Annotated in this window: 23 protein-coding genes and 5 tRNA genes; 19 read left to right on the top strand and 9 right to left on the bottom strand. The window is 71.4% G+C overall.

Annotated elements, in window-relative coordinates; translation table 11 throughout:
* Positions 1-5 precede the first annotated feature (5 nt).
* A complete protein-coding gene (locus tag ACH4D5_RS30960) occupies positions 6-3,962 on the bottom strand; it encodes a nitrate- and nitrite sensing domain-containing protein (protein WP_398308763.1) in 3,957 nt (1,318 codons plus the stop codon).
* Between the two features lie 575 nt (positions 3,963-4,537).
* Here ACH4D5_RS30960 and ACH4D5_RS30955 point away from each other — a divergent pair.
* The 9 genes from ACH4D5_RS30955 to ACH4D5_RS30915 all read left to right on the top strand — a co-directional run bounded on the left by ACH4D5_RS30955 (position 4,538) and on the right by ACH4D5_RS30915 (position 8,492).
* Positions 4,538-4,738 carry a hypothetical protein gene (locus ACH4D5_RS30955; protein ID WP_398308761.1) on the top strand — a complete coding sequence of 67 codons (201 nt, stop codon included), beginning with the start codon at positions 4,538-4,540 and terminating at the stop codon, positions 4,736-4,738.
* Positions 4,739-4,817: 79 nt separating this feature from the next.
* On the top strand, positions 4,818-5,606 hold the full coding sequence (locus ACH4D5_RS30950; RefSeq protein ID WP_362998161.1) for a fumarylacetoacetate hydrolase family protein: 789 nt from the start codon (positions 4,818-4,820) through the stop codon (positions 5,604-5,606).
* Positions 5,599-7,077, top strand: coding sequence for a glutamate--tRNA ligase (gltX, locus tag ACH4D5_RS30945; protein WP_398308759.1), 1,479 nt, complete (start codon positions 5,599-5,601; stop codon positions 7,075-7,077). The genes ACH4D5_RS30950 and gltX overlap by 8 nt, the downstream gene beginning before the upstream one ends.
* A 74-nt stretch (positions 7,078-7,151) precedes the next feature.
* A complete protein-coding gene (locus ACH4D5_RS30940) occupies positions 7,152-7,880 on the top strand; it encodes an HAD family hydrolase (protein ID WP_398308757.1) in 729 nt (242 codons plus the stop codon).
* Positions 7,881-7,967: 87 nt separating this feature from the next.
* Positions 7,968-8,039: transfer RNA gene (locus tag ACH4D5_RS30935), tRNA-Gln, on the top strand.
* 41 nt (positions 8,040-8,080) lie between these two features.
* Positions 8,081-8,153 (top strand) — tRNA-Glu (locus ACH4D5_RS30930).
* A 62-nt stretch (positions 8,154-8,215) separates the two neighbouring features.
* A tRNA-Glu gene (locus ACH4D5_RS30925) sits at positions 8,216-8,288 on the top strand.
* Between the two features lie 31 nt (positions 8,289-8,319).
* Positions 8,320-8,391 (top strand) — tRNA-Gln (locus tag ACH4D5_RS30920).
* A 28-nt stretch (positions 8,392-8,419) separates the two neighbouring features.
* Positions 8,420-8,492 (top strand) — tRNA-Glu (locus tag ACH4D5_RS30915).
* 42 nt (positions 8,493-8,534) lie between these two features.
* Here ACH4D5_RS30915 and ACH4D5_RS30910 read toward each other — a convergent pair.
* Entirely contained in the window at positions 8,535-9,191 is a 657-nt protein-coding gene (locus ACH4D5_RS30910) for a MerR family transcriptional regulator (protein ID WP_398308755.1), read from the bottom strand.
* A 131-nt stretch (positions 9,192-9,322) separates the two neighbouring features.
* Between ACH4D5_RS30910 and ACH4D5_RS30905 the strand changes: the two genes are divergently transcribed.
* Entirely contained in the window at positions 9,323-9,781 is a 459-nt protein-coding gene (locus tag ACH4D5_RS30905; protein ID WP_398309019.1) for a DUF4188 domain-containing protein, read from the top strand.
* A gap of 166 nt (positions 9,782-9,947) precedes the next feature.
* Here ACH4D5_RS30905 and ndgR read toward each other — a convergent pair whose 3' ends face one another.
* Positions 9,948-10,664, bottom strand: a complete 717-nt coding sequence (ndgR, locus tag ACH4D5_RS30900) for an IclR family transcriptional regulator NdgR (protein WP_058942291.1) — start codon at positions 10,662-10,664, stop codon at positions 9,948-9,950.
* Positions 10,665-10,845: 181 nt separating this feature from the next.
* Between ndgR and leuC the strand changes: the two genes are divergently transcribed.
* The 4 genes from leuC to ACH4D5_RS30880 all read left to right on the top strand — a co-directional run bounded on the left by leuC (position 10,846) and on the right by ACH4D5_RS30880 (position 14,223).
* Positions 10,846-12,273, top strand: coding sequence for a 3-isopropylmalate dehydratase large subunit (leuC, locus tag ACH4D5_RS30895; protein WP_398308753.1), 1,428 nt, complete (start codon positions 10,846-10,848; stop codon positions 12,271-12,273).
* 2 nt (positions 12,274-12,275) lie between these two features.
* Positions 12,276-12,869: a 3-isopropylmalate dehydratase small subunit gene (gene leuD / locus ACH4D5_RS30890; RefSeq protein WP_398308751.1), complete on the top strand. Its 594-nt coding sequence runs from the start codon at positions 12,276-12,278 to the stop codon at positions 12,867-12,869.
* A 248-nt stretch (positions 12,870-13,117) separates the two neighbouring features.
* A complete protein-coding gene (locus ACH4D5_RS30885) occupies positions 13,118-13,354 on the top strand; it encodes a hypothetical protein (RefSeq protein ID WP_398308750.1) in 237 nt (78 codons plus the stop codon).
* A 161-nt stretch (positions 13,355-13,515) separates the two neighbouring features.
* Positions 13,516-14,223, top strand: coding sequence for an HU family DNA-binding protein (locus ACH4D5_RS30880; RefSeq protein WP_398308748.1), 708 nt, complete (start codon positions 13,516-13,518; stop codon positions 14,221-14,223).
* A gap of 150 nt (positions 14,224-14,373) precedes the next feature.
* Here the strand turns inward: ACH4D5_RS30880 and ACH4D5_RS30875 are convergent, their stop codons facing one another.
* Both ACH4D5_RS30875 and cofC read right to left on the bottom strand, forming a co-directional pair.
* A complete protein-coding gene (locus ACH4D5_RS30875; RefSeq protein ID WP_398308746.1) occupies positions 14,374-14,577 on the bottom strand; it encodes a hypothetical protein in 204 nt (67 codons plus the stop codon).
* A gap of 14 nt (positions 14,578-14,591) precedes the next feature.
* Entirely contained in the window at positions 14,592-15,227 is a 636-nt protein-coding gene (gene cofC, locus ACH4D5_RS30870) for a 2-phospho-L-lactate guanylyltransferase (protein WP_398308744.1), read from the bottom strand.
* 152 nt (positions 15,228-15,379) lie between these two features.
* Between cofC and ACH4D5_RS30865 the strand changes: the two genes are divergently transcribed.
* From ACH4D5_RS30865 to ACH4D5_RS30855, 3 genes are all read left to right on the top strand, one after another.
* On the top strand, positions 15,380-16,165 hold the full coding sequence (locus tag ACH4D5_RS30865; protein WP_398308742.1) for a lysophospholipid acyltransferase family protein: 786 nt from the start codon (positions 15,380-15,382) through the stop codon (positions 16,163-16,165).
* A 74-nt stretch (positions 16,166-16,239) separates the two neighbouring features.
* Entirely contained in the window at positions 16,240-17,190 is a 951-nt protein-coding gene (locus ACH4D5_RS30860; RefSeq protein WP_398309016.1) for an NAD(P)H-dependent glycerol-3-phosphate dehydrogenase, read from the top strand.
* A 47-nt stretch (positions 17,191-17,237) separates the two neighbouring features.
* A complete protein-coding gene (locus ACH4D5_RS30855; RefSeq protein ID WP_398308740.1) occupies positions 17,238-18,395 on the top strand; it encodes a D-alanine--D-alanine ligase family protein in 1,158 nt (385 codons plus the stop codon).
* Positions 18,396-18,419: 24 nt separating this feature from the next.
* On the opposite strand, the gene ACH4D5_RS30850 is transcribed toward ACH4D5_RS30855, so the two are convergent.
* On the bottom strand, positions 18,420-18,920 hold the full coding sequence (locus tag ACH4D5_RS30850; RefSeq protein ID WP_398308738.1) for a DUF3515 domain-containing protein: 501 nt from the start codon (positions 18,918-18,920) through the stop codon (positions 18,420-18,422).
* Between the two features lie 20 nt (positions 18,921-18,940).
* The gene (locus ACH4D5_RS30845) at positions 18,941-19,174 is read right to left on the bottom strand and encodes an Lrp/AsnC family transcriptional regulator (protein WP_016642988.1); all 234 of its coding nucleotides are present in this window, start codon (positions 19,172-19,174) and stop codon (positions 18,941-18,943) included.
* A gap of 212 nt (positions 19,175-19,386) precedes the next feature.
* Between ACH4D5_RS30845 and ACH4D5_RS30840 the strand changes: the two genes are divergently transcribed.
* Positions 19,387-20,355, top strand: a complete 969-nt coding sequence (locus ACH4D5_RS30840) for a thiamine-phosphate kinase (protein ID WP_398308735.1) — start codon at positions 19,387-19,389, stop codon at positions 20,353-20,355.
* Positions 20,352-21,164 carry a bifunctional hydroxymethylpyrimidine kinase/phosphomethylpyrimidine kinase gene (gene thiD, locus ACH4D5_RS30835; protein ID WP_398308733.1) on the top strand — a complete coding sequence of 271 codons (813 nt, stop codon included), beginning with the start codon at positions 20,352-20,354 and terminating at the stop codon, positions 21,162-21,164. The genes ACH4D5_RS30840 and thiD overlap by 4 nt, the downstream gene beginning before the upstream one ends.
* On the opposite strand, the gene ACH4D5_RS30830 is transcribed toward thiD, so the two are convergent.
* Positions 21,137-22,411, bottom strand: a complete 1,275-nt coding sequence (locus ACH4D5_RS30830) for an FAD-dependent monooxygenase (protein WP_398308731.1) — start codon at positions 22,409-22,411, stop codon at positions 21,137-21,139. The two genes, thiD and ACH4D5_RS30830, sit on opposite strands and share 28 nt — an antisense overlap.
* Before the next feature lie 35 nt (positions 22,412-22,446).
* On the bottom strand, positions 22,447-25,545 hold the full coding sequence (locus ACH4D5_RS30825; RefSeq protein ID WP_398308730.1) for a BTAD domain-containing putative transcriptional regulator: 3,099 nt from the start codon (positions 25,543-25,545) through the stop codon (positions 22,447-22,449).
* Positions 25,546-25,665: the final 120 nt, after the last annotated feature.

Below are 25,665 nucleotides of genomic sequence, written 5' to 3'. Positions count from 1 at the left end.
CTCAACTAACGCTCCTGCTGGTGAGTGGGGCGAGGGAAACTGCCGGTCTGGCCGGTACCGGCCTGGCGCCCCTGCTGGATGCCCCGACGGAGATTCGTCAGCCGGCCGCGTACGTCATCGGGCGCACGCGAGACCTGCGGACCTGTGCTGTCCTGCTGCTGCTGGGCCGTGCCCGCGACCAGGTTGGCCCGCGGGACGCGGCGCGGCAGTCCGGATGTGGTGACGCCGCCCGCGGTGGGCTGCCGGACGCGCTCGGCCTGGCGGCCCAGCTCGTCGTTGGGGGAGGAGCGCCAACCGCTCGGCATGCCGTTGCCGTTGGTGCCGCCTCCGCCCGCGGGCGCGGCGTTCGGGTCCTGGCGCTGGGGGCGCGAGGGGAGCGGGCGCTGCGGCGGCTCGGCGGCCTGGCGCGGCGCGGCCTCGGGGGCCTGCCTGCCCTGCTGCTGATCCTGCGGCGCGGCCTGCCGGTGCTGCTGCTCCTGCTGGGCCGCCTGCTGCTGGGCCGCCTGCTGGTTCTGCTGCTGCTGGAACCAGTTGGTCTCCAGCGTGTCGAACAGCGGCGTACGGCCGTCGCCGGGGCCGGCCGGGGGCAGGGGCTCGGGCTCCGCGGGCTGGAGGGGCTGCGCGGGCTGCAGGTGCTGCTGCTGGTTCTGCTGAGCCTGCTGGCCCTGTTGCGGCGCCTGACCCGGACCGTGGCCCTGACCCGGCTGCTGGGGGAGACCCTGGTGAGGGTCGCCCTGGCCGCGGCGCGGGGCCGGCGGGCGCGGCACGGTGTAGTCGGGCATCTCCCGATTGCCGTGCTGCGCCGGGGCGTTGGCCTGGTTCTGTTGCTGGTTCTGCGGCAGGCCCTGGTTCTGGTTCTGGGGCTGGTTCTGGCCCTGGTTCTGCCGGCCGCCCTGGCCGCCGAAGACGTCGGAGCGGACGAACTGCCCGGTGGAGCCGCTGTCCTGCGGCGCCGGGGTGCCGTGCGCCGGAGTACCGGGCGGCGGGGCGTCGAAGTCCGGGCGGGCGAACTCCGCGGTGGAGCCGGGGCCCTGCCGGTCGTCCGTACCCGCCGGAGGCTGGGGGAACTGGCCGGTGGACTCGTGCTCCTCGTGGCCCCGCGGGGTGTCGAAGGGCTCGCGCGCCACCTGCGGCTGCGCGTTCTCGTCGCTCCAGCTGGGCACGCGGGGCTGCGGGTTGCCCCCGGGCAGCTCGGCACGCGGGCCGCCGCGGGGCGGCAGCTGGGGCCTGCGGCCCTGGTCACCGGCGTCGGCCTGGGCGTTCGCCGGCGGCTTCATGGCGTTCGTACGCTGCTGGGGCACCGGAGGCTGCGGCGCGTTGCCGCCGCGACCGCGCTGCGGCGCCTGCGGCTGACCGCCCTGCGGAGCGGCCTGCGGACGCTGACCGGGGGCCTGGCCGAGACCCAGACCGGGACCCTGACCCGGTCCTTGACCCTGGCCCGGTCCCTGAGGCTGACCCGGACCCTGTCCCTGCCCACGGCCCTGAGCCTGACCCCGACCCTGAGCCGGGCCCTGGCCCTGACCCGTGTCCCGGGAGGGCAGCGCGGCCCGCGGACCCGAGCCCGCGACCTGCTGGCGCGGCGCACCGGCACCGAGCAGCCCGGGCCCACCCTGGGCACCGGCACCGGGGCCACCGCCGAGCGCGGGACCACCGCGGCCGGGACCGCCGGTCAGACCGGGACCGTTGCCGCCCGCGCCGACACCGCGTCGCGCGGCAGCGGCACCGGCCGCGGCCTGGGCCGCCGCGGGACCGCCGGTCGGGGAGGGCGCACCGGGCTTGCCCGGCATCTTCTTGCCGCCCTGGGCGACGTCGACGGGCAGCATGACCAGCGCGGTCGTACCACCGGAGTCGGACGGGCGGAGCTGGATGCGGATGCCGTGGCGCTGCGACAGACGGCCGACCACGAACAGACCCATGCGGCGCGACACCGAGACGTCCACGGTGGGCGGCGACGCGAGCCGCTCGTTGATCGCGGCGAGGTCCTCGGGCGAGAGACCGATGCCGGTGTCGTGGATCTCGATCAGGACGCGGCCGTCGGGCAGCGCGTGACCGGTGACCTTGACCTTGGTCTGCGGCGAGGAGAACGACGTCGCGTTCTCGAGCAGCTCGGCGAGGAGGTGCACGAGGTCGTTGACGACGCGTCCGGCGACCTCGGTCGCGGGGACCGAGGAGAGTTCGATGCGCTCGTACTGCTCCACCTCGGACGCGGCGGCACGCAGCACGTCGACGAGCGGCACGGGCCGGGTCCAGCGGCGGCCCGGCTCCTCACCGGCGAGGACGAGGAGGTTCTCGCCGTTACGGCGCATGCGGGTCGCGAGGTGGTCGAGCTTGAAGAGCGAGGACAGCTGGTCCGGGTCGGCCTCGCGCGACTCCAGCTCGGAGATGAGCGAGAGCTGGCGCTGGATGAGGCCCTGCGAACGGCGCGAGAGGTTGGTGAACATCGCGTTGACGTTGCCCCGCAGGAGGGCCTGCTCGGCGGCGAGGCGGACGGCCTCGCGGTGCACGTCGTCGAAGGCCGCGGCCACCTGGCCGATCTCGTCCCGGGAGTGCACACCGACGGACTCGACGGAGGTGTCGACGTCCTGCGGGTCCGACTCCGAGAGCTGCTTGACCAGCTCGGGCAGGCGGTCCTGGGCGACCTTGGTCGCGGTGTCCTGGAGCCGGCGCAGCGAGCGGATCATGGAGCGGGCCACGACGAACGCGCCGACGAGCGAGACGCCGAGCACGAGCAGGATCAGCGCACCGTTGAGGATGGCCGACTGCTCCGACTCGTTGCGCAGCTCGCGGGCCTTCTGCTCCATCTCGCCGAGCAGCGTCAGCTCGATCTTCGCCATCGCGTCGATCTTGGTGGTGTCGGCGTCGACCCAGTCCTTGTAGGACCGCTTGTCCTGGAGCTTGATGCCGCCTTCCTGCTCGAGCACGCGCTTGGCGTACTCGTTGGCGGCCTTGACCGCGGGGTTGCCGCCGTCGATGGGCTTGGTCAGCTCACCGGCGTTGCCCGCGTAGATCTTGCTGAAGGTCTGGAGCTCCGAGCGCTCCTTCTCGTTGGCGCTGAGGCCGAAGGTGCGGTCGGTCTCGGAGATCTTGCCGTACTCGCTGTCGTTCGCCGGCAGGGCCGCGGCGATGATCGCGCGCTGTACGGAGGCGTACTCCTTGGCCGACGAGAAGGCGGCCAGCGAGCGCGTGCGCTGGATCATGTCCGGGTTGCTCGTCGCCTGCGCCATGTCCTGCGACAGCTTGAGGAGCTGCTCGACGAGCTGGCTGTAGGCCTCGACGGTCTGCGAGGTGGAGCCCTTGTCGGTGAAGGCCTTCTTGCGGACGTCGTTGATGCCCTGCAGCTGCTGGGTGATCTGGACGGCGCTGTGCCGGACGCCGAGGAGGCCCTTCTCGCCGTCGGTGTCGTTGAGGTCCTGGGTGCCCTGCAGGAAGTTGCGGTAGACCCGGTCGGTCTTCTCGCGGGCGCCCTTGACCGTGTAGTCGGAGGCCTTCGCGCCGTGCGCGAGGGGGCCGGCCGACTTGTCGCGCTCCTCCTGGAGCGCGGCGGCCAGCTCGGTGGCCTGCTTGGTCATCTCGGTCAGCAGCTTCATGTTGTCGAGCTGCTTGATCTCGTCCAGGGACGAGTTGATGCGGAGCGCGCCGAGCGAGGTCGCGGTGATCACGGGGAGCGCGAGCAGCGAGACCAGTCGGGTGGAGATGCGCCAGTTGCGCAGGGCTATTCGCGAGCCGGTGCTGGGTGCCTTGGTGCCGGTCGAGCCCTTGCCCTTGCTCTTGGCCTGGGCGGCCGTCGAGCCGCTGCCGACGGCTCCCTGGCGTGCGGCCCCGGGGCCGCTGTCGCCGGGCGTACCCGGTCCGGGGTTCTGGGCGTGCTGGGGCGAGGAGCCGCCCGGCTCCGCCGGAGCATCCCCTCGGCCGCGGTCGGCCTGGGGAGACCCCTTGCCATCCCTCTTGAAACGTCCCTGCACTAGCGTCGCAACCTCTGGACCAGGCGTCCTGCCGGATAACGGCGGGACGGTGTCGGCGTCGTGGGGCGCCAAGCGCCCCCTATGTGGTCGTGAGTGACCGGCGCTTGCTCCCCCTCCCCGCCGCCACTCGGCGCTGCGTTGCGCCCCTGCGCGCCGGTTCGATCCCGCGGCGGTCCCGGGAATTCCAGCACAGTGCAGGATCTCCAACAAGGCCCGTGTGTCGCGCCACGGCCTGCGTGACGCGTTGTGAGTGGGGGGTCACCAGACGTAGAAAGTGATCTAGTAAAAAACGGACTCATCCCCACAAAGCTTCTACCGGCGGGGGGTGTCCCAGTCTTCATGATCAGGAGCGGAATGGTGCCTTCAGTGGCGCAATGTCCGTTTCCAACGGGTCGACCCCGGGCCCGGATTGACCTTTTTGTCCGCTAACTCGTGAGCAAACTCACATGAAGATCTTGGCGTCTTCCGGACTTTGGCCGGGAATTGGATGTTTAGCCTGACGCTTTACAGGGATGGCGAATCCGACAAGCCGCGTCCACCACGTGACGCCTCAACCGACAAGGTCCGAACAGCAGATGAAGACTGTGAAGTCGACGATGTTCCGCAACATAGCCAACCCGCGCCGCACCACTCTCGCGCACCTCAAGGACGCGGACGACGTCCAGGCCGCGCCCGAGCAGCCGGAGCACGCCGTGGAACTGCCGACGCAGACCGCCAACCCGAAGCGCACGATCCTCATGGACGCGCCGGAGCAGCCCGCCCCCGTAGCGGGTTAATGGCGGGAGGTCGGACCCGCCTGCCGCGTTAGCCTGGAGTGTCACACTCCACCCATTCCAGCAAGGGGCCAAGGCACACGTGCGCATCGCCAGGTTCTCCATCGACGGCAACGTCGCCTTCGGCGCGGTCGAGGGCGAAAGTCCCCCCGGAACGACCGATGGGCTCGTCCTCGACATCATCAAGGGCATCCCGTTCGCGGACTTCGAGCTCTCCGGCACGAAGGTCCCGCTGAGCAAGGTCAGGCTGCTGCCCCCGGTGCTCCCCAATAAGGTCGTGGGCATCGGCCGCAACTACGCGGACCACGCGGCGGAGCTCGGCAACGAGGTCCCCGACGTCCCGGTCGCCTTCTTCAAGCCGTCCACCTCGGTGGCGGGCCCTGGCGACGCCATCGTGTACCCCTCCTTCTCGCAGGAGGTGCACCACGAGGCCGAGCTGGCCGTGGTCATCGGCCGCATGTGCCGCGAGGTCCCGCGCGAGCGCGCCCGCGACGTCATCCTCGGCTACACCTGCGCGAACGACGTCACCGCGCGTGACGTGCAGAAGCGCGAGAAGCAGTGGGCCAGGGCCAAGGGCTTCGACACCGCGTGCCCGCTCGGCCCCTGGGTGGAGACCGACCTCGACCCCTCCGACCTCACCATCCAGTGCACGGTCAACGGCGAACAGCGCCAGCTGGGGCGTACGGCCGAGATGGTCCGCTCCGTCGAGGACCTGATCGTGCACATCTCCGAGGCCATGACGCTGCTCCCCGGCGACGTCATCCTCACGGGCACCCCGGCAGGCGTCGGGCCGCTCAACGTCGGCGACGAGGTCGCCGTCACCATCGAAGGCATCGGCACTCTCACCAACAAGGTGATCAAGCGTGGCTAACGCGACCCCCGTACGCGTACGGTTCTGTCCCTCGCCGACCGGCAACCCCCACGTGGGCCTGGTCCGCACCGCCCTCTTCAACTGGGCCTTCGCCCGGCACAACGAGGGCACCCTGGTCTTCCGCATCGAGGACACCGACGCCGCGCGCGACTCCGAGGAGTCGTACGAGCAGCTCCTCGACTCGATGCGCTGGCTGGGCTTCGACTGGGACGAGGGCCCCGAGATCGGCGGCCCGCACGCGCCGTACCGCCAGTCGCAGCGCATGGACATCTACCGGGACGTCGCGGCCAAGCTCCTGGACGGCGGCTACGCCTACCCCTGCTACTGCACCACCGAGGAGCTGGACGCCCGCCGCGAGGCCGCCCGCGCCGCCGGCAAGCCGTCCGGTTACGACGGCCACTGCCGCGACCTCACCGCCGAGCAGAAGCAGGCGTACGAGACCGAGGGCCGCAGCCACATCGTCCGCTTCCGCATGCCGGACGAGGCCACCACCTTCACCGACCTGGTCCGCGGCGAGATCACCGTCCAGGCGGAGAACGTCACCGACTACGGCATCGTGCGTGCCAACGGCGCCCCGCTGTACACGCTGGTCAACCCGGTCGACGACGCCCTGATGGAGATCACCCACGTCCTGCGCGGCGAGGACCTGCTCTCCTCCACCCCGCGCCAGATCGCGCTCTACAAGGCGCTGATCGAGCTCGGCGTCGCGAAGGCGATCCCCGAGTTCGGCCACCTGCCGTACGTCATGGGCGAGGGCAACAAGAAGCTCTCCAAGCGCGACCCGCAGGCGTCCCTCAACCTCTACCGCGAGCGCGGCTTCCTCCCCGAGGGCCTCCTGAACTACCTGTCGCTCCTCGGCTGGTCGTTCTCCGCGGACCAGGACGTCTTCTCGATCTCCGACATGGTCGCGAAGTTCGACCTCGCGGACGTCAACGCGAACCCGGCCCGCTTCGACCTCAAGAAGGCCGAGGCGATCAACGCCGACCACATCCGCATGCTGGACGTGAAGGCCTTCGCCGAGGCCTGCGAGCCCTGGCTGAAGGCCCCGCACGCCAACTGGGCGCCCGAGGACTTCGACGAAGCGGCCTGGCAGGCCATCGCGCCGCACGCGCAGACCCGCCTCAAGGTTCTCTCCGAGATCACCGACAACGTCGACTTCCTCTTCCTGCCGGAGCCGGTCTTCGACGAGCCGAGCTGGACGAAGGCCATGAAGGAGGGCTCCGACGCCCTCCTGCGCACGGCCCGCGCCAAGCTGGAGGCGGCCGACTGGACCTCCCCCGAGTCCCTCAAGGAGGCCGTCCTGGCCGCCGGCGAGGAGCACAGCCTGAAGCTCGGCAAGGCCCAGGCCCCGGTCCGCGTGGCCGTCACCGGCCGCACGATCGGCCTGCCCCTCTTCGAGTCCCTGGAGATCCTGGGCAAGGAGAAGACCCTGACCCGCATCGACGCGGCCCTGGCGAAGCTCACCGCGTAGCGACGCGTACGCATACGCAGCCGAAGGACCCGGAAGCCTCCACGGCTCCCGGGTCCTTCGCATACCGTCGAAACATGCCGATCAAAGCCGTGGTCTGGGACATCGACGACACCATCTTCGACTACGCGCGCGCCGACAGCGCCGGCATGCACGCGCACCTCACCGCCGAGGGGCTCCTGGAGCGGTACGAGTCCGCCGAGCGTGCCCTCGGGCGGTGGCGGGAGCTCACCGAGCGGCACTGGGCCCGCTTCGGCGCCGGAGGGGTGACCTTCCAGGAGCAGCGCCGCGACCGGGTGCGGGACTTCCTCGACGCCCCCGCCCTGAGCGACGCCGACGCCGACGCCTGGTTCGACCGTTACGTCGGTCACTACGAATCGGCCTGGTCCCTCTTCCCCGACACCGTCCCCACCCTGGACGCCCTCGCCGACGACTACCGCCACGCGGTGCTCTCCAACTCCGCCCTGTTCGTCCAGGAGCGCAAACTGCGCCTCCTCGGCGTCCGCGACCGCTTCGAGGCCGTGCTGTGCGCCGCCGACCTGGGCGTCTCCAAGCCCGCCGCCGAGGCGTTCCTCGCGGTCTGTACGCACCTGGGCCTGGCCCCCGCCGAGATCGCCTACGTGGGCGACCAGCCGGAGATCGACGCCAGGGGCGCGAGGGACGCGGGCCTCGTCGGGATCTGGCTCGACCGCACCGGCACGGGGGGCGACGGCCCGGCCGGCGTACACCGGATCAGGGACCTCTCCGAGCTCCCCGCGCTGCTGCGTGCGGATACCCGTTTTGGAGCGCCGTCCACCTTCGGGTAATGTTCTTCCTGCGCCGCCCGAGAGGGCCGAAAGGTCCGGCCGGGAAGCGCAAGTCAAACAAAACCCCTTCCGGGGGTGGCGCTTTGATGGCCTATGGTGTAATTGGCAGCACGACGGTTTCTGGTTCCGTTAGTCTAGGTTCGAGTCCTGGTAGGCCAGCTCGCAGAGCTCATCTGCAACCTGTGGATCTCATCCACAATGCCCCCGTTGTGTAGCGGCCTAGCACGCCGCCCTCTCAAGGCGGTAGCGCCGGTTCGAATCCGGTCGGGGGTACAGATCCTTCCCGCGGGGACAGATCGGGTCGCACCCACTGTCACTGATGCAGGATCGCTAGGGCCCCCGTTGTGTAGCGGCCTAGCACGCCGCCCTCTCAAGGCGGTAGCGCCGGTTCGAATCCGGTCGGGGGTACTGTAGGTACTAGACATGGTCTAGACCACATTGGGCTATGGTGTAATTGGCAGCACGACGGTTTCTGGTTCCGTTAGTTTAGGTTCGAGTCCTGGTAGCCCAGCTGGATCGCGCGGTGACGCAAGATCCTCGCCCCCGTTGTGTAGCGGCCTAGCACGCCGCCCTCTCAAGGCGGTAGCGCCGGTTCGAATCCGGTCGGGGGTACAGAAACGGCAAGGGGCCTTCCCGCGAGGGAGGGCCCCTTCGTCATTCCTCCGTACGCCGTTGCCCGTAACGGCTCGTGGACTCCTCCGCCTGCGCGATGCGGCGCAGGCTCAGCAGCACCGGCTCGTACAGCACCGTGAGCGCCACGGCCGCCTCCAGCTGCCGGTCGGGCGACTCGTACCGCTCGATCAAGTCCAGGTCGGTCACGGCCAGTTGGCGTCCCGCGTACGCGTAGGGCGCCAAGTCGTCGACGCCACACGGATATCCGAGCCGGGCCAGGGTAGCGACGGCGGTCACCAGCACCCGATGGGCAGGCGACGCCTCCGCGCCATCGCGCGTGCACTCCCAGTCGAGCCGCGTCAGCAGCGCGTCGACCGTGGCACGCGCCTCCCGGGCCGCCGCGTCGTCCTCCGCTGACTCCTGGCCGTGCGGGAGCGCCGATACCGCCGTGCCCAGACGGGAGTTGTGGTCCAGCGACTCGTCCTCCAGGGCGGTCAGTACCTCGCGCGCCGAGGCGATCGGAACCCGTCCCACCTGGATCAGCGCCCGCACGAGCCGGAGCCGCTGCAGATGCGAGTCGTCGTACTCCGCCTGCGTCGCCGTCACGCGGCGGCCGGGCGGGAGCAGGCCCTCGCGCAGGTAGTACTTGATCGTGGCCGTGGGGATCCCGCTGAGCCTGCTCAGCTCCGCCAGTTTCATCGGTGGTGCCTCCTCTTGCGCCTCCCTTTGGGGAGTGGCACTATCCAAACATGGATAGCGGGACTATCCAATGTCCGGGCGGGGCTACGGCAAGGGAGAGCATCGTGGGCGGCAAGCCGATCGAAGGGCGCATGACCGCGGACGCGCAGGGAGGCGTCGTCGTCTTCCATATCGGGATGCGCATCAACAGCTTCCGTGCGGTGCGGAGCTGGTGGCCCGTCTTCTGGGCGATGGCCCGCATGCTCAAGGACCTGCCGGAGGACCAGGGGAGCGGACTGCTGGGATACCGGCTGCTCCTCGGTGGCCCGCGCCTGGTGTACGTCGTCCAGTACTGGGAGTCGCAGGAGAAGCTGCTGGCGTACTCGGTCGCCCAGGGCAAGGAACACCGGCCCGCCTGGGCGGCATGGAACCGTCGGGTCAGGGAGGGCAGGGGGAAGGTCGGCTTCTGGCACGAGACGTACGTCGTGCCGGCCGGCGCCCACGAGGCGGTGTACGTCAACATGCCGGCGTTCGGCCTGGGCGAGGCCATCGGTGTCATCCCGGTCGGCCGCCGCGGGGACCGGGCCGCCGACCGGCTGCAGACGGCCTGAGGCCCGCAGGGGGGAGGCGGCGGCCCGCAGAGAAGCGGAGGCCGCGTGAGAGAAGCAGGCGGGCGAAGAGGAGCGCCGGAAGGGGCCGCCGCGGCGTTGGGGCGGCCCCTTCCGGCGCTGATTGCGTGCGTCGGGCGTTTCGGGCGCCGGGGGCGGCGGGTGAGCGTCAGCCGGAGCGGCGCAGGGCCTCGGAGAGGCGTCCCGCCGCGTCGATGACCGCCTGCGCGTGCATGCGGCCGGGGTGGCGGGTCAGGCGCTCGATCGGACCAGAGACCGAGACGGCGGCCACCACGCGGTTCGACGGGCCGCGCACGGGCGCCGACACGGACGCGACACCCGGCTCGCGCTCGCCGATCGACTGGGCCCAGCCACGGCGGCGTACACCCGAAAGGGCCGTGGCCGTGAAGCGGGCGCCCTGGAGACCGCGGTGCAGGCGCTCCGGCTCCTCCCAGGCCATCAGGATCTGGGCCGACGAGCCCGCCTTCATCGTGAGCGTCGAGCCGACGGGGACGGTGTCCCTGAGGCCCGAGAGGCGCTCGGCCGCGGCCACGCAGATGCGCATGTCGCCCTGCCGGCGGTAGAGCTGTGCGCTCTCGCCCGTGACGTCGCGCAGGTGCGTGAGGACCGGGCCCGCCGTGGCGAGCAGGCGGTCCTCGCCCGCCGCCGCCGCGAGCTCCGCGAGGCGCGGGCCGAGAATGAAACGGCCCTGCATGTCCCGCGCCACCATCCGGTGGTGTTCCAGTGCCACGGCCAGTCGGTGAGCCGTGGGTCGTGCGAGCCCCGTGGCCGCGACCAAGCCCGCGAGGGTGGCCGGACCGGACTCCAGAGCGCTCAAGACAAGGGCCGCCTTGTCCAGAACGCCGACGCCGCTAGAGTTGTCCATGCGTCGATACTCGCGTCTCACTCTGTGAAACGCAAGTTCAATTTTCCGCGCGACGCGCCACTCTGTACGAGCGATCCGCGGACCAACGGATTTCGCGGCCGACGTGCGGCACGAGGGGTACGCGCGTCGGCGAACAGATTCTCTAGTTGGGCCGGCGAAGCGGCCGGTCGGAGGGAAAGCGATGGGTAGGACACTCGCGGAGAAGGTCTGGGACGACCACGTCGTCCGGCGCGCCGAGGGCGAGCCCGACCTCCTCTACATCGATCTGCACCTGCTGCACGAGGTGACCAGCCCCCAGGCCTTCGACGGCCTCCGCCAGGCCGGCCGTCAGGTGCGGCGACTGGACCTCACCATCGCCACCGAGGACCACAACACCCCGACCCTCGACATCGACAAGCCCATCGCCGACCCGGTCTCGCGGGCCCAGCTGGAGACGCTGCGCAAGAACTGCGCCGACTTCGGCGTGCGCCTGCACCCGCTGGGCGACGTCGAGCAGGGCGTCGTCCACGTGGTGGGACCGCAGCTGGGACTGACCCAGCCCGGCACCACCGTCGTCTGCGGCGACTCGCACACCTCCACCCACGGCGCCTTCGGCGCGCTGGCGTTCGGCATCGGCACCTCCCAGGTCGAGCACGTCCTCGCCACCCAGACGCTGCCGATGGCCCGCCCCAAGACCATGGCCATCACCGTCGACGGCGAACTGCCCGACGACGTCACGGCCAAGGACCTGATCCTCGCCGTCATCACGAAGATCGGCACCGGCGGCGGCCAGGGCTACGTCCTGGAGTACCGCGGCTCCGCCATCGAGAAGCTCTCGATGGAGGCGCGGATGACCATCTGCAACATGTCCATCGAGGCGGGCGCCCGCGCCGGGATGATCGCCCCGGACGAGACCACCTTCGACTACATCAAGGGCCGCGCCCACGCACCGCAGGGCGAGGACTGGGACGCCGCGGTCGCGTACTGGAAGACGCTGAAGACCGACGACGACGCGGTCTTCGACGCCGAGGTCTACATCGACGCCGCCTCACTGGCGCCGTTCGTGACCTGGGGCACCAACCCGGGCCAGGGAGCGCCGCTTTCGGCGAGCGTCCCCGACCCGGCTTCGTACGAAGACGCTTCGGAGCGCCACGCCGCCGAAAAGGCCCTGGAATACATGGGGTTGACCGCGGGGCAGCCGCTGCGGGACATCAAGGTCGACACCGTCTTCGTAGGCTCCTGCACCAACGGCCGCATCGAGGACCTGCGCGCGGCGGCCTCCGTCGTCGAGGGCCGCAAAGTCGCCGACGGCGTGCGGATGCTGGTCGTCCCCGGCTCGGTCCGGGTCTCCCTGGAGGCCGTCGCGGAGGGCCTGGACAAGGTCTTCATCGCCGCGGGGGCCGAATGGCGGCACGCGGGCTGCTCGATGTGCCTGGGCATGAACCCCGACCAACTGGCGCCCGGCGAGCGCTCGGCCTCCACGTCGAACCGCAACTTCGAAGGCAGGCAGGGCAAGGGCGGACGCACCCATCTGGTCTCCCCGCAGGTCGCCGCCGCCACCGCGGTCACCGGCCACCTCGCCTCGCCCGCCGACCTGTCCGACGCCCCCGTGAACGCCGGAGTCCGATAACCATGGAAGCATTCACCAAGCACACCGGCCGGGCCGTCCCGCTGCGCCGCAGCAACGTGGACACCGACCAGATCATCCCCGCCCACTGGCTCAAGAAGGTCACCAGGGACGGCTTCGAGGACGGGCTCTTCGAGGCCTGGCGCAAGGACCCCGAGTTCGTCCTCAACCGACCCGAGCGGCAGGGCTCCACGGTCCTGGTCGCCGGACCCGACTTCGGCACCGGATCCTCCCGCGAGCACGCCGTGTGGGCGCTGCAGAACTTCGGCTTCAAGGCCGTCATCTCGTCCCGCTTCGCCGACATCTTCCGCGGTAACTCGCTGAAGAACGGCCTGCTCACCGTCGTGCTCGACCAGAAGGTCGTGGACGCGCTCTGGGAGCTGACGGAGCGGGACCCGCAGGCCGAGATCACCGTCGACCTGGAGGACCGCCAGGTCCGCGCGGAGGGCATCACCGCCGACTTCGAACTCGACGAGAACGCCCGCTGGCGGCTCCTGAACGGCCTGGACGACATCAGCATCACGCTGCGGAACGAGCCGGACATCGCCGCGTACGAGACCGGGCGCCCCTCGTACAAGCCGCGGACCGTTCAGGTCTGACAGCCCGCAACACGTCACAACAGCCTGATGTACCCCCAATCGTGGACGGTTGGGGGTACATCTGTGTGTGCCTCCCGAGAGGTGCCGGATGGCCTGAACGGGTGGTCTCAACTCCCGTGCCCGGCAAGGAAGAAGAGGCTGGAAATCCCCTTGTACTCGGCGCGACGGGGTACCCTCAGGAAGGCGGCGGACGGCGGCAGTTACCCCCTGCGGAGGCGACAACTCGCCCCAGATGGCACAATCGGTGCATGGGACGTGACAGCCAACTCGAGCTCTACGGGCTCGTCGCGGACCAACTGAAGGAAGCGCACTCCCGAGTGCGCGCACTGCAAGTCCCGGAGGGCGTACGGATGGCGCTGACCCGGAAGCTGCTGGTCATTACGGCCGCGGCCAAACACGATCTCGCCGATGCGGCAAGGCGTCTGGAGCGATTGATGGCGTCCCTCGACGAAGCGGACGACGGCCGATTCCCCCAAGACCCCTGAGTCGCAGCCTCAACGGGCCTTCGAGGAACTCCGAGATGGGCCACTTCGTTGCGGCACAAGGGTGATTAGCCCGTTTCGTGTTTGATTTGCGGTATATATCTGCCTAACGTGCGAAAAAGCCGGAGTATTTCGCTCCCGGCAATGTCTCCGAAGGGGAAGACGTGAACAAGGCGCAGCTCGTAGAAGCGATTGCCGACAAGGTCGGAGGCCGCCAGCAGGCCGCCGACGCCGTCGACGCGGTCCTGGACGCCGTCGTCCGTGCCGTGGTCGGCGGGGACCGTGTTTCGGTCACCGGCTTCGGCTCGTTCGAGAAGGTCGACCGCCCGGCCCGTTACGCCCGCAACCCCCAGACCGGGGAGCGCGTGCGCGTCAAGAAGACCTCGGTGCCGCGCTTCCGCGCCGGTCAGGGCTTCAAGGACCTGGTGAGCGGCTCGAAGAAGCTCCCGAAGAACGACGTCGCGGTCAAGAAGGCGCCCAAGGGCAGCCTGACCGGCGGCGCTTCGGCGACGGTCAAGAAGGCCGCGGCCAAGAAGGCCACCGCGAAGAAGGCCACCCCGGCGGCGAAGAAGGCCACCACGGCCAAGAAGACCGCCGCGAAGAAGAGCACGGCCACCGCCAAGAAGGCCACGGCGACCGCCAAGAAGGCGACGGCGACGGCGAAGAAGACGGCCACGAAGTCGACGGCCAAGAAGGCGACGCCGGCGGCGGCGAAGAAGACCACCACCGCCAAGAAGGCGACGCCGGCCGCCAAGAAGGCCACCGCCAAGAAGACCGCCCCGGCGAAGAAGGCCACGGCGAAGAAGGCGCCCGCCAAGAAGTCCACGGCGCGCAAGACGACCGCCAAGAAGACCACGGCCCGCAAGAAGTAGGGGCACGAGGGCACTCACGCGCCGGGCCGGGCTCCCACGGGGGAGCCCGGCCCGCGTCGTGCGCCCGGACGGCGCAGGCGCCCCGGACGCGGCACGCCCGCGCCGGGTTCGGCTGCGTGGGCGCCGGGCGTCAGAAGGTCCGCGCCGGGTTCAGAACGTCTGCAGGGTCACCAGAGTGATGCGGCGCGCGTCACCCTCGCCGTCCACCTCGATGCGCACGCGCTGCCCGGGCCGCAGCAGCCGCAGCCCGCCCGCGTCGAACGCGGGCGCCTCGAAGGGCACGGGAGTCCCGTCGTCGAGCAGCACGCTGCCGCTGCGGGTCTCGGAGTCGTACGTGTACGCGGTCGCCTGCATGGAAAGCAGCGTACTCAGTCGGCGATGAGCAGGCGCGCCGCGGCCGCGGCGGTGCGCGGCCCCACGCCGAGCGCGAGAGCGGCCCGCAGGTCCTCTCCGGTGTCCACGTCCTGGCGTACGGAATCGACGCCGTCGAGCGCGAGTTCCACGGCCCCGGACGCCGAATGCCGGGCCCGGGAGGCCCCTCCGAAAGCGGGACGCAATTGCGTCCCCGCCGTCGCGCACAGCAGCGTCGTCCCGATTCCTGCGGCATCCGGCATGAATGCGCGGGAAAATGCGGCGGCACCGTCGAGTGCCCGGGCCAATTCCGCGGGGCGCAGCGCGGGCAGATCGGCGTTCAGGGCCGCGACGGCCGCGTCGGGCCGCTCGGCGCGCACCTGGGCCGCCCCGTGCGCCAGCGCGGCGTTCAGGCCCCCGCCGGGCTCGTCGGCGAGGACCCGGGCGCCGAGCGCGGCGAGCTCCCGGCCCGCCAGGGCGTCGTCCGTGACGACCGCCACATCCCGCACCGCCGGGCACGCCGCCGCGGCGGCCACGGTGTCCTGCGCGAATGCCAGGGCGAGACCCGGCCGCAGACCGTCCCCGGACGCGGCGGCGAGCCTGCTTTTGGCGCGCGCCAGCGATTTCACGGGTATGACCAGGGTCCATTGCACGAGCGCTCCGTCCTTCGCGTCGCGCCCATTGTGACCTGCCGACGGACGAGGGGCGGTGGCCGCAGACGGGTGGGCGTACGGTGTTCTCGACAGACCGGCAGCCTGGGGCGACACTTGTGCGGCCGACCAGGTTCATGGAGGAAGGTGTCCGAGTGTCCCGCCGCAGAATCGGCTTCTGGTACCGCCTTGCGGCGGTCATTGCTAAACCGCCGCTCGTGGTTCTGTTCAAGCGGGACTGGCGTGGAATGGAGCACATTCCGGCCGACGGTGGATTCATCACCGCGGTGAATCACAACTCGCATATCGACCCGTTCTCGTACGCGCACTTCCAGTACAACACGGGGCGAGTGCCGCGTTTCCTGGCAAAGGACGCCCTTTTCAAGGGTGGTTTTGTCGCCAAGGTGATGAAGGGCACGGGCCAGATCCCGGTCTACCGCGAGACCACGAACGCGCTCGACGCCTTCCGCGCCGCCGTCGACGCCATCGCGCGCGGCGAGTGCGTCGCCTTCTATCCCGAAGGCACCCTCACCAGGGACCCCGACATGTGGCCGATGACCGCCAAGTCCGGTGCCGCGCGGGTCGCTCTGGAGACCAAGTGCCCGGTGATTCCCGTCGCGCAGTGGGGCGCCAACCTCGCTCTTCCGCCGTACAGCAAGAAGCCCGCCCTCTTCCCGCGCAAGACCCTCCAGGTGAAGGCCGGACCGCCCGTCGACCTGTCGCGCTTCTACGACAAGGAGCCGACGCCCGAGGTGCTGCGCGAGGTGACCGAGACCATCATGGCCGCGATCACCGGACTCCTGGAGGAGATCCGCGGCGAGAAGGCCCCTGAGACGCCGTACGACCCGCGCAGGGCGCGGCAGGAGCAACGACGCAAGGCAGCAGCGCGCCGCAACGCCGCGCGGGGCACCACAGAGAGCACCTCGGAGGACAGCAAGTGACGAACCCCGTGAACCCGGCGCAGCCCGTGAAGGCCGCCGTCTTCGGAACGGGCTCCTGGGGCACGGCCTTCGGCATGGTGCTCGCCGACGCGGGCTGTGACGTCACCCTGTGGGGCCGCCGCGCCGAACTCGCCGACGCGGTCAACTCCACGCGGACCAACCCGGACTACCTCCCCGGCGTGCGGCTCCCGGAGAACCTCCGGGCGACCACCGACCCGGCCGAGGCCGCCGCGGACGCCGACTTCACCGTCCTCGCCGTGCCGTCGCAGACACTGCGCGCCAACCTCGCCGAGTGGGCCCCGCTGCTCGCCCCCGAGACCGTCCTCGTCTCCCTCATGAAGGGCGTCGAACTGGGCTCCGCCATGCGGATGAGCGAGGTCATCGAGGACGTCACGAAGGTCCCCGCGGACCGGATCGCCGTCGTCACGGGACCCAACCTCGCCCGTGAGATCGCCGCGCGGCAGCCCGCCGCCGCCGTGGTCGCCTGCCGGGACGAAGCCGTCGCGCAGCGCCTCCAGACGGCCTGCCACACGCCGTACTTCCGCCCGTACACCAACACCGACGTGGTCGGCTGCGAGCTCGGCGGCGCCGTGAAGAACGTCATCGGCCTCGCCGTGGGCATCGCGGACGGCATGGGCCTCGGTGACAACGCCAAGGGCTCGCTCATCACGCGCGGCCTCGCGGAGACCACCCGGCTCGGCCTCGCCATGGGCGCCGACCCGCTCACGTTCTCCGGACTCGCGGGCCTCGGCGACCTGGTGGCCACCTGCTCGTCGCCGCTGTCGCGCAACCACACCTTCGGCACCAACCTCGGCAAGGGCATGACGCTCCAGGAGACCATCGCGGTCACCAAGCAGACCGCGGAGGGCGTCAAGTCCTGCGAGTCCGTGCTGGATCTGGCCCGCAGGCACGGCGTCGACATGCCGATCACCGAGACGGTCGTGGGCATCGTGCACGAGGGCACGCCCCCGGTGGTCGCCCTCAAGGACCTCATGTCGCGCAGCGCCAAGCCCGAGCGCCGCTGACGGCGCCGACTGACTACTGCGGGGCCAGCGGGTACTCTCAACGCGATATGAGCAGCGAGAACCTCCCCCAGAGCCCTGAGCAGCCGCTCCGCAAGCCGCGTGTGGCCGTCGTGTTCGGCGGCCGCAGCTCGGAGCACGGCATCTCCGTCGTCACGGCCGGTGCCGTACTGCGCGCGATCGACCGCTCCAAGTACGACGTCCTGCCGATCGGCATCACCACGGACGGCCGTTGGGCGCTGACCGCCGACGAGCCCGAGCGGATGGCCATCGCCGACCGCCGGATGCCGAACGTCGCCGAAATCGCCGACTCCGTAGAGGGCGGTGTCGTGCTCCCGGTCGACCCCGGCAACCGCGAGGTCGTCTACAGCGAGCCCGGCTCCGTGCCCAAGGCGCTCGGCGAGGTCGACGTCGTCTTCCCGATGCTGCACGGTCCCTACGGAGAGGACGGCACCCTCCAGGGCCTGCTCGAACTCTCCGGAGTGCCCTACGTCGGCTCCGGAGTCCTCGCCTCGGCCGTCGGCCAGGACAAGGACTACATGAAGCGGGTGTTCGCCTCCTTCGGGCTGAACGTCGGCCCGTACCTGGTGATCCGCCCGCGCGAGTGGCGGCAGGACGAGGCGGGCGCCCGGCAGCGCATCGCGGAGTTCGCCGGCGAGCACGGCTGGCCGCTGTTCATCAAGCCCGCGCGCGCGGGCTCCTCGATCGGCATCACGAAGGTCGACTCCTTCGACGGTCTCGACGAGGCCATCGCCGAGGCACAGCGCCACGACCCCAAGATCATCGTCGAGGCGCTGCTGCGCGGCCGCGAGATCGAGTGCGGCGTCCTGGAGTTCGAGGACGGCCCGCGCGCGAGCGTTCCGGCCGAGATCCCGCCCGTGCAGACGCACGACTACTACGACTTCGAGGCGAAGTACATCGACTCGACGCCCGGCATCGTGCCCGCGCCGCTGACGCCCGAGCAGACCGCGGAGATCCAGCGGCTCGCCGTCGAGGCGTTCGAGGCGGCGTCCTGCGAGGGCCTGGTGCGCGCGGACTTCTTCCTCACCGAGGACGGCCGGTTCGTGATCAACGAGATCAACACGATGCCGGGCTTCACGCCCATCTCGATGTACCCGCAGATGTGGGAGAAGAGCGGCGTCAGCTACCCGGAGCTGGTGGACCGCCTCATCCAGGCGGCCCTCAACCGCTCCACGGGCCTGCGCTGACCCACGCCCGGGGCGCCGCCCCCGTCAGGGGGCGACCCCCTTGGGGATCGTCTGCTTGATGGGGGCGGCGAAGTCCGTGAGCGGACTCAGGCCGCCCCCCGCCCGCTCCGCCGGCAGCGTCACCTCCACGTAGGCGAGGCGCGCCCCGGTGGTGAAGGTGTACGAGCCGTCGTCGCGCTTCTGCAGCAGCCAGGCGACACCGTTCACGTTCACGCTGTTCTGCTCGGCGTACGCGAGGTCGATCATCTCCGGGGGCCGCTCCACACCGCAGCGCAGTATGATCGCCGGGTCTCCCCACCCCGCGGTCAGCTCGGACTTCGGACCGGGGTCGGTCCGCCCGAGACCGTCGACCTTCTCCGGGAGCTTCTCGTGCAGGTTCCGGCAGAGTCCCGCGGCCTTCGCGGCCGGGAACGGAACCACCACTGACGCCTCGTCGTCCGAAGATGAGCAGGCCGCCGTCGTGATCAACAGGACGAGGGCGGATGTTCCTGTGAGGCAGCGGCGCCGGAGACGGGGGAAGTTCACCGGGCCAGGGTAGACGGGGGCTACAAGTGCACGACCGGGCAGGTCAGGGTTCGGGTGATGCCGTCCACTTGCTGGACCTTGGCGACCACCATGCGGCCGAGTTCGTCGACCGTGTCCGCCTGCGCGCGCACGATGACATCGTAGGGTCCGGTCACGTCCTCGGCCTGGATCACTCCCGGGATCTTGCCGATCAGCTCGGCGACGGTCGACGCCTTGCCGACCTCTGTTTGGATCAGGATGTACGCCTGTACCACGGAACCTCCAGGGCGGCCACGAGGATCATGTGGGGGGAGAAAGGGACGCCACGGTACCGCGTCGCCGCTCGTCACGGGGAGACCCGCGTGACCTGTGGCGCGCACATCGTGGCGGACGGACAGCAGAAGTCGACGGTCACGTCGACCGTACCGATGACAGAGACGGCTCGCGACCGGGGGCCGAGCAGCGTGAAAGGGCATGGTGAGACTCGGTGAAGGGATCCGTGGGCGAGTTGGGGGAGTTCGGGCTCATCAGAGAGCTCACCTCGCGGCTCACCACCACTCCGGCCGTACGGCTCGGCCCGGGCGATGACGCCGCGGTCGTGTCCGCTCCGGACCGCAGGGTCGTGGCGAGCACCGACATCCTCCTGGAGGGGCGGCACTTCCGCCGCGACTGGTCCACCGCGTACGACGTGGGCCGCAAGGCCGCCGCGCAGAACCTCGCCGACATCGCGGCCATGGGCGCCGTGCCGACCGCGCTGCTGCTCGGCCTGGTCGTGCCCGCCGAGCTCCCCGCGAGCTGGCCCACCGAGCTGATGGACGGCCTCAGGGACGAGTGCCAGGTCGCGGGCGCGGCCGTCGTGGGCGGCGACGTCGTGCGCGGCGACACGATCACCGTCGCGATCACCGCGCTGGGCGACCTGCGCAACCACGAACCCGTCACGCGCGCGGGCGCGCAGCCCGGTGACGTCGTCGCCGTGACGGGCTGGCTCGGCTGGTCCGCCGCCGGGCACGCCGTGCTCTCCCGCGGCTTCCGCTCGCCGCGCGCCTTCGTGGAAGCCCACCGCAGGCCCGAACCGCCGTACCACGCGGGTCCCGCGGCCGCCGGCCTCGGCGCGACCTCCATGACGGACGTCAGCGACGGCCTCATCGCCGACCTCGGACACATCGCCGAGGCCAGCAAGGTACGCATCGACATCCGCTCCGGAGACGTCGACGTGCCCTCCCAGATGAACGACATCGGGCAGGCCGTCGGCGTCGACCCGCTGCAGTGGGTGCTGAACGGCGGCGAGGACCACGCCATCGTCGCGACGTTCCCGCCGGACGTGAAGCTGCCCGCCCGCTGGAAGGTCATCGGAGAGGTCCTCAACCCCTCCGCGCTGCCCCAGGTGACCGTGGACGGCGCCCCGTGGACCAGCAAGGGCTGGGACCACTTCGGGGACAACGGAGAGTCCGAGTGACCGGCCTGCCGAGGACGGGCGCCCCGCCGCGGGTCCTGACCGTCGCCGGGTCCGACTCGGGCGGCGGCGCGGGCATCCAGGCCGACCTGAAGACGATGCTCGCCCTCGGCACGCACGGCATGAGCGTCGTCACGGCCGTCACCGCGCAGAACTCCCTGGGCGTGCAGGGCTTCTGGGAGCTTCCGGTGGAGGCGGTGCGGGCCCAGTACCGCAGCGTCGTCGACGACATCGGCGTACAGGCGGTGAAGACCGGCATGCTCGCCTCCGCCGAACTGGTCGAGGCGGTCGCCGACTTGCTCGCAGGCACGGACGCCCCCGCGGTCGTCGACCCGGTCGGCGTCTCCAAGCACGGCGACTCGCTGCTCGCGGTGTCCGCGCTCGACTCGGTGCGCACGAAGCTGCTGCCGGTCGCCACGGTCGCGACACCCAACCTCGACGAGGTCGCCCAACTCACCGGTGTCGTCGTCGACTCGGAGGACGGCCTGCGCCGCGCGGCCGACGCCGTCCTCGCGTACGGCCCGCAGTGGGTGCTCATCAAGGGCGGCCACCTCAGCGGCGACGCCGTGGACCTGCTCACCGACGGCTCCGAAGAGCACGTGCTGCGCGCCCCGCGCCACGACAACCGCCACACGCACGGCACGGGCTGCACCCTGGCCAGCGCGATCGCGGCGGAGCTGGCCAAGGGGCGGAGCGTCCCGGAGGCCGTCACGGCCGCCAAGGAGTACGTGACAGGGGCGATCGCCGCCGGGTTCGCCCTCGGCGGCGGGATCGGCCCGGTGGATCACGGCTGGCGGTCCACGGGCGCGTAGTCCTTGAGCACGAGGTCGCTCGCGGCCTTCTCCGTCAGCTTCTTGAAGAGGCCCGCCAGCAGCCGGGAGCCGAGCACGCGATACGCGCGGTCGCGGCTGCGGATCTTCTTCTCGGTCGGCGGGGCGAGGAAGGGCCCGGCGTTGTCGGCGGTCTTCTGGCAGCCCTTGGCGTAGTCGCGGATCTCCGCCTCGTACGCGGCGAAGCCGGCCCGGTGGTCGCCCCCGGCGGCCGCGAGCTCACCGGCCAGGACGTACGCGGACACCAGCGCCGTACCCGTCCCGATGCCGCCCATCGTGGCGCCGTACCCGGCGTCGCCCAGGAGCACCACACGGCCCTTGGAGAGCCGGTCGACGTGGATCTGGGCGATGGCGTCGAAGTACAGGTCGTCGGCGCTCTCCAGGCCTTCCAGGGCCTTGGGGGCGTGCTTCCAGCCCATGTCCGCGAACCGGTCCGCGAGGATCTTCTTCTGCTGCGCGATGTCGTGCCGGTCGTGGTCGAGCCGGTCGGACCGGAAGATCAGGCCCACTCCGGCTCTGTCCGGGTCACCGTCGTAGTTGCTGATCACGACGGTGCGGCCGGGCTCGCTGTAGAGGCGGGCGGTGCGGTCGAGGCCGAGGTGGTTGGGGATGCCGAAGCCCGCCACGTAGTAGCCCAGGAAGCGCAGGTACCGCGACTCGTCGCCGAAGACCAGTCGGCGGGTGTGCGAGTGCAGCCCGTCCGCGCCGACCACCAGGTCGAACCGGCGGGGCGCGCCGCGGTCGAAGGTCACGTCGACGCCTTCGGAATCCTCGGTCAGCGTGGCGACGGAGTCCCCGAAGACGTACTCGACCCGGTCCGCGGTGCGCTCGTACAGGATCTTGGAGAGGTCGCCGCGGAAGATCTCCACGTCACCGCTCATGAAGAACGCGGGCAGGGCGACCCGCTCCGTGTCGTCGGCCTCCACGACGGTCTGGCGGCCCATGTGCGTCTGACGGCGGTGGACCTCGTCCCAGATGCCCATGCGCCGCAGCACGGTGCGGTGCACATCGCCCCGGAAGTCGACCGCGAAACCGCCCTCGCGCAGGGCGGGCGCCTTCTCCAGGACGGTGACCCGCGCTCCGTAGCGGGCCAGCCACAGGGCGAGCGCGGGGCCCGCGACACTGGCACCCGATATCAGGACGTCCAGGTGGGCGAGGCTGCGGGTGGCGACCCGGCGCGGGCTCTTCGTAGGGGCCGATCCGGTGTTGGTACGCGTCGTGTGTGTCATGCCGGCAAGCCTCGGGGCGGCCGCTGACCGTCCGCCTACCGTTCGCTGACCGCCCGGGTATGTTCCCCGATCGTCGGCCCACCGTTCCTGACCGCCGCCGACCGCAGGCTCCGCCCCTCCTCGAAGGCCTTCGCGTACGCCTCCGGGGAGAGCTGCGCCCGAGCCGCCTCCACGAGGGGTACGACGTCGGGATCGCCGGCGATCAGGGTGCCGCGCAGGCCGTGGGCGGCGCCCAGGAGCCGCACGGCTTCCTCGGGGTCCGGCGCGACCGCGGCCAACGCCTCGGCCACCTCGGCCAGTTCGCCGGTGCCGGGCACGCCGCCGCCGACGCCCGGGGCCCGTACGTCGGAGCCGGAGGCCAGGACCCGGGCCTGCTCGAACCAGTCGGCGGCCTCCGCCGCGCGGGACTCGGCGAGCGCGGTACGGCCCAGGCCGATCAGGATCCGCACGCTCTCCCCGACGCTGAACCAGTTGGCCGCGCACGCCTCCAGAGCCGCTTCGTAGTGCGCACGCGCGCGTGCCGTGTCGCCGCGGAGCCGGGCCACGTCCCCGAGCCCGCGCCGCGCGGTCGCCACCTTGTCGGGGACGCCGACGGCTCGGGCGAGGGCGGCGGAGCGCGTGTAGTGGGCGGCCGCCGCGTCGAGGTCACCCCCGTACATGAGGACCGTGGCACGCCGGTGCAGCAGGTCCGCGGTCTCCTCGGGCGCCGCCAACTCCCTTACGTGCGCGAGCCCTTCGTCGAGCAGTTCGAGGGCCCGTGCCCGCTCGCCCCGCCAGTCGGCGAACATGCCCAGCGGATCGAGGCAGTTGGCCATGCCCCAGCGGTCCCCGGTCGTCCTGAACCCCTCCAAAGCCCGGGCGAAAGCCGCCTCCGAGGCCGCGGCACGGCCCGCGAACAGATCCTGGAAACCCAGCCCGAGATCCAGCAGGGCCACGCCCCAAGGATGGTCGTCGACCTGCTCCCGCACCTGGTCCTCCATGGCACGCGCGGGGCCGCCGGCGATCGACCACAGCACCACCAGGTACGGCAGCCGCAGGGGCCCTTCGAGGCCGCCGAACAGAGCGTCCGCGCGCGCGAGGCGGGCCGGTTCGCCAGGGTCGGTGCCGTCACCCGCGATCGTGTTGATCAGACACAGGACGTACTCCTCGGAGAGGCCGTCCGGCGGCTCCGCACCCACTGCGGCGAGGAGGTCGACGGCGAGCTCCCTGCGCTCTCCGTAGCGGCCGCGCAGCAGCCAGAACCAGGCGAGCGCGGCCATCAGCCGGAGGCCGTCGCGCGGCACGGTGCGGGTCAGGTGGCGCAGCGCCGCGTCCAGGTTCGGCTGCTCGGCGTCGAGCTCGGCGAGAGCGCGCAGCTGCCCACCGCCGCGCAGCCGCGGCTCGGCGGCCTCGGCCAGACGCAGGAAGTACCCGGCGTGCGCGGCCCGCAACCGGTCCTCCTCGCCCGCCGCGGCCAGCTCCCTGGCGCAGAACGCGCGGATGGTCTGCAACATGTCGTAGCGCCCGTCGGTCACGTCGAGGAACGACTTCTCCGCGAGGGAGGCGAGCAGGTCCTCGGGGTACGGAATCCCGCAGACGGCCTCCACGGCCTCGGACGTGGCCCCTCCGGAGAACACGGTCAGCCGTCGGGCCAGCTCCCGCTCCTCGTCGTCGAGCAGCTCCCAGCTCCACTCCACGACCGCGTGCAGCGTGCGGTGCCGGGGCGCCTTCGTACGGTCGCCGCGCGAGAGCAGCCGGAAGCGGTCGCCGAGGCGGGCGGCGAGCTCCTCCAGAGTGAGGGTGCGCAGGCGGGCCGCGGCCAGCTCGATCGCGAGGGGCAGCCCGTCGAGCGCCGCGCAGATCTCGTCGGTCAGCCGCCGGGCGTCCTGGTCACGCGGGCCCGCGAGGTCGGGCCGCACGGCGGCCGCCCGGTCCGCGAAGAGCCTGGCGGCGGGCCCGGCGGCCAGCGGCGGCACGGGCCACAGGACCTCACCCGTGATCCCGAGCCCCTCCCGGCTGGTGGCGAGCACCCGCACGTCGGGGCAGGCGCCGAGGAGCAGCGCCGCGACGCGGGCCGCCTCGTCCACGACGTGCTCACAGTTGTCCAGGACGAGGAGCAGCTCACGGCCGCGCAACGCGGTGAGCAGCCGCTCCGTGGCGTCGCCGCCCTGGCTGTGGAAGCCGTCGCGCACCCCGAGCGCGGTGAGGATCGCGTACGTCACCCCGGCGCCGTCGGCGAGCGGGGCCAGCTCCACGAAGCAGACGTCGGGCAGCGCGCGGGCCGCCTCGACCGCGAGCCGCGTCTTGCCCGCGCCGCCGGGCCCTGTGAGCGTCACGAGCCGCGCCTCCGCCAGCAGGGCGCCGATCCGCGTGAGCTCGTCGGCCCGCCCGATGAACCGCGTCAGCTGCGCGGGCACGCCCCGCTGCCGGGCCGGCTCCCGGCCCTGGAGCAGCTCCAGGTGGAGCGCGGACAGCTCGGCGGAGGGATCGGTGCCGAGCTCGTCGGCGAGGGTGCGCCGCGCCTCCTCGTAGGCGGTGAGCGCCTCCGCGGGCCTGCCGCCCGCGTGCAACGCCCGCATCAGCTGTCCGTGCAGCCGCTCGCTCAACGGGTGCCCGGCCAGCAGCTCGCGCAACTCGGGCACCAGCTCGGCGCCGCCGCCCAGTGCGAGGTCCGCATCGACGCGGTCCTGCACGGCGGTGAGCCGCGTCTCCTCCAGGCGTGCGGCGAGCGGCCGGGCGTCCGGCAGATCGGCGAGGGCGGCCCCGCGCCACAGGCCGAGCGCCTCCCTCAGGAGCGTGGCTGCCCGGGTGGGGTCCCCGGCGTGGAGGGCCGCGCGTCCCTCACGGGCCAGCCGCTCGAAGCGGTGCAGGTCGACGTCGTCGGGGCGGACGGCGAGGCGGTAGCCGGTGGGGGTGGCTTCGACGGCGAGGCCCAGGCGCTTGCGCAGCCGGGAGATCTGGGACTGCAGCGCGTTCGCCGCGCCGGCGGGCGGCTCGTCGCCGTACAGCCCGTCGGTGAGCGCCGCCACCGAGACGGTGCGGCCGGGGTCCAGGAGCAGCAGGGTGAGCAGCGCCCTCGGGCGCGGCCCGCCGGGGTCCACGGGGGTGCCGTCGGGGGAGCGTACGTCGAGGGGGCCGAGGATGCCGAAGCGCATCCGCAAGATTCTGGCAGCCCCGCGCGCGTGGGCGGACGACCTGGCCGGGCGGGGGCCTCTCATGCATGGTCAGACGAATCATGCATGGGCAGACGAAAAAGCCGGCCCCCCTGAGGGGAC

The sequence above is a fragment of the Streptomyces sp. NPDC018029 genome (assembly GCF_044327655.1).
In the GTDB taxonomy this organism is placed as follows: Bacteria; Actinomycetota; Actinomycetes; order Streptomycetales; family Streptomycetaceae; genus Streptomyces.
Note: the sequence above shows the minus strand (reverse complement) of the source record. Positions and strands in the feature narration are given on the sequence as shown.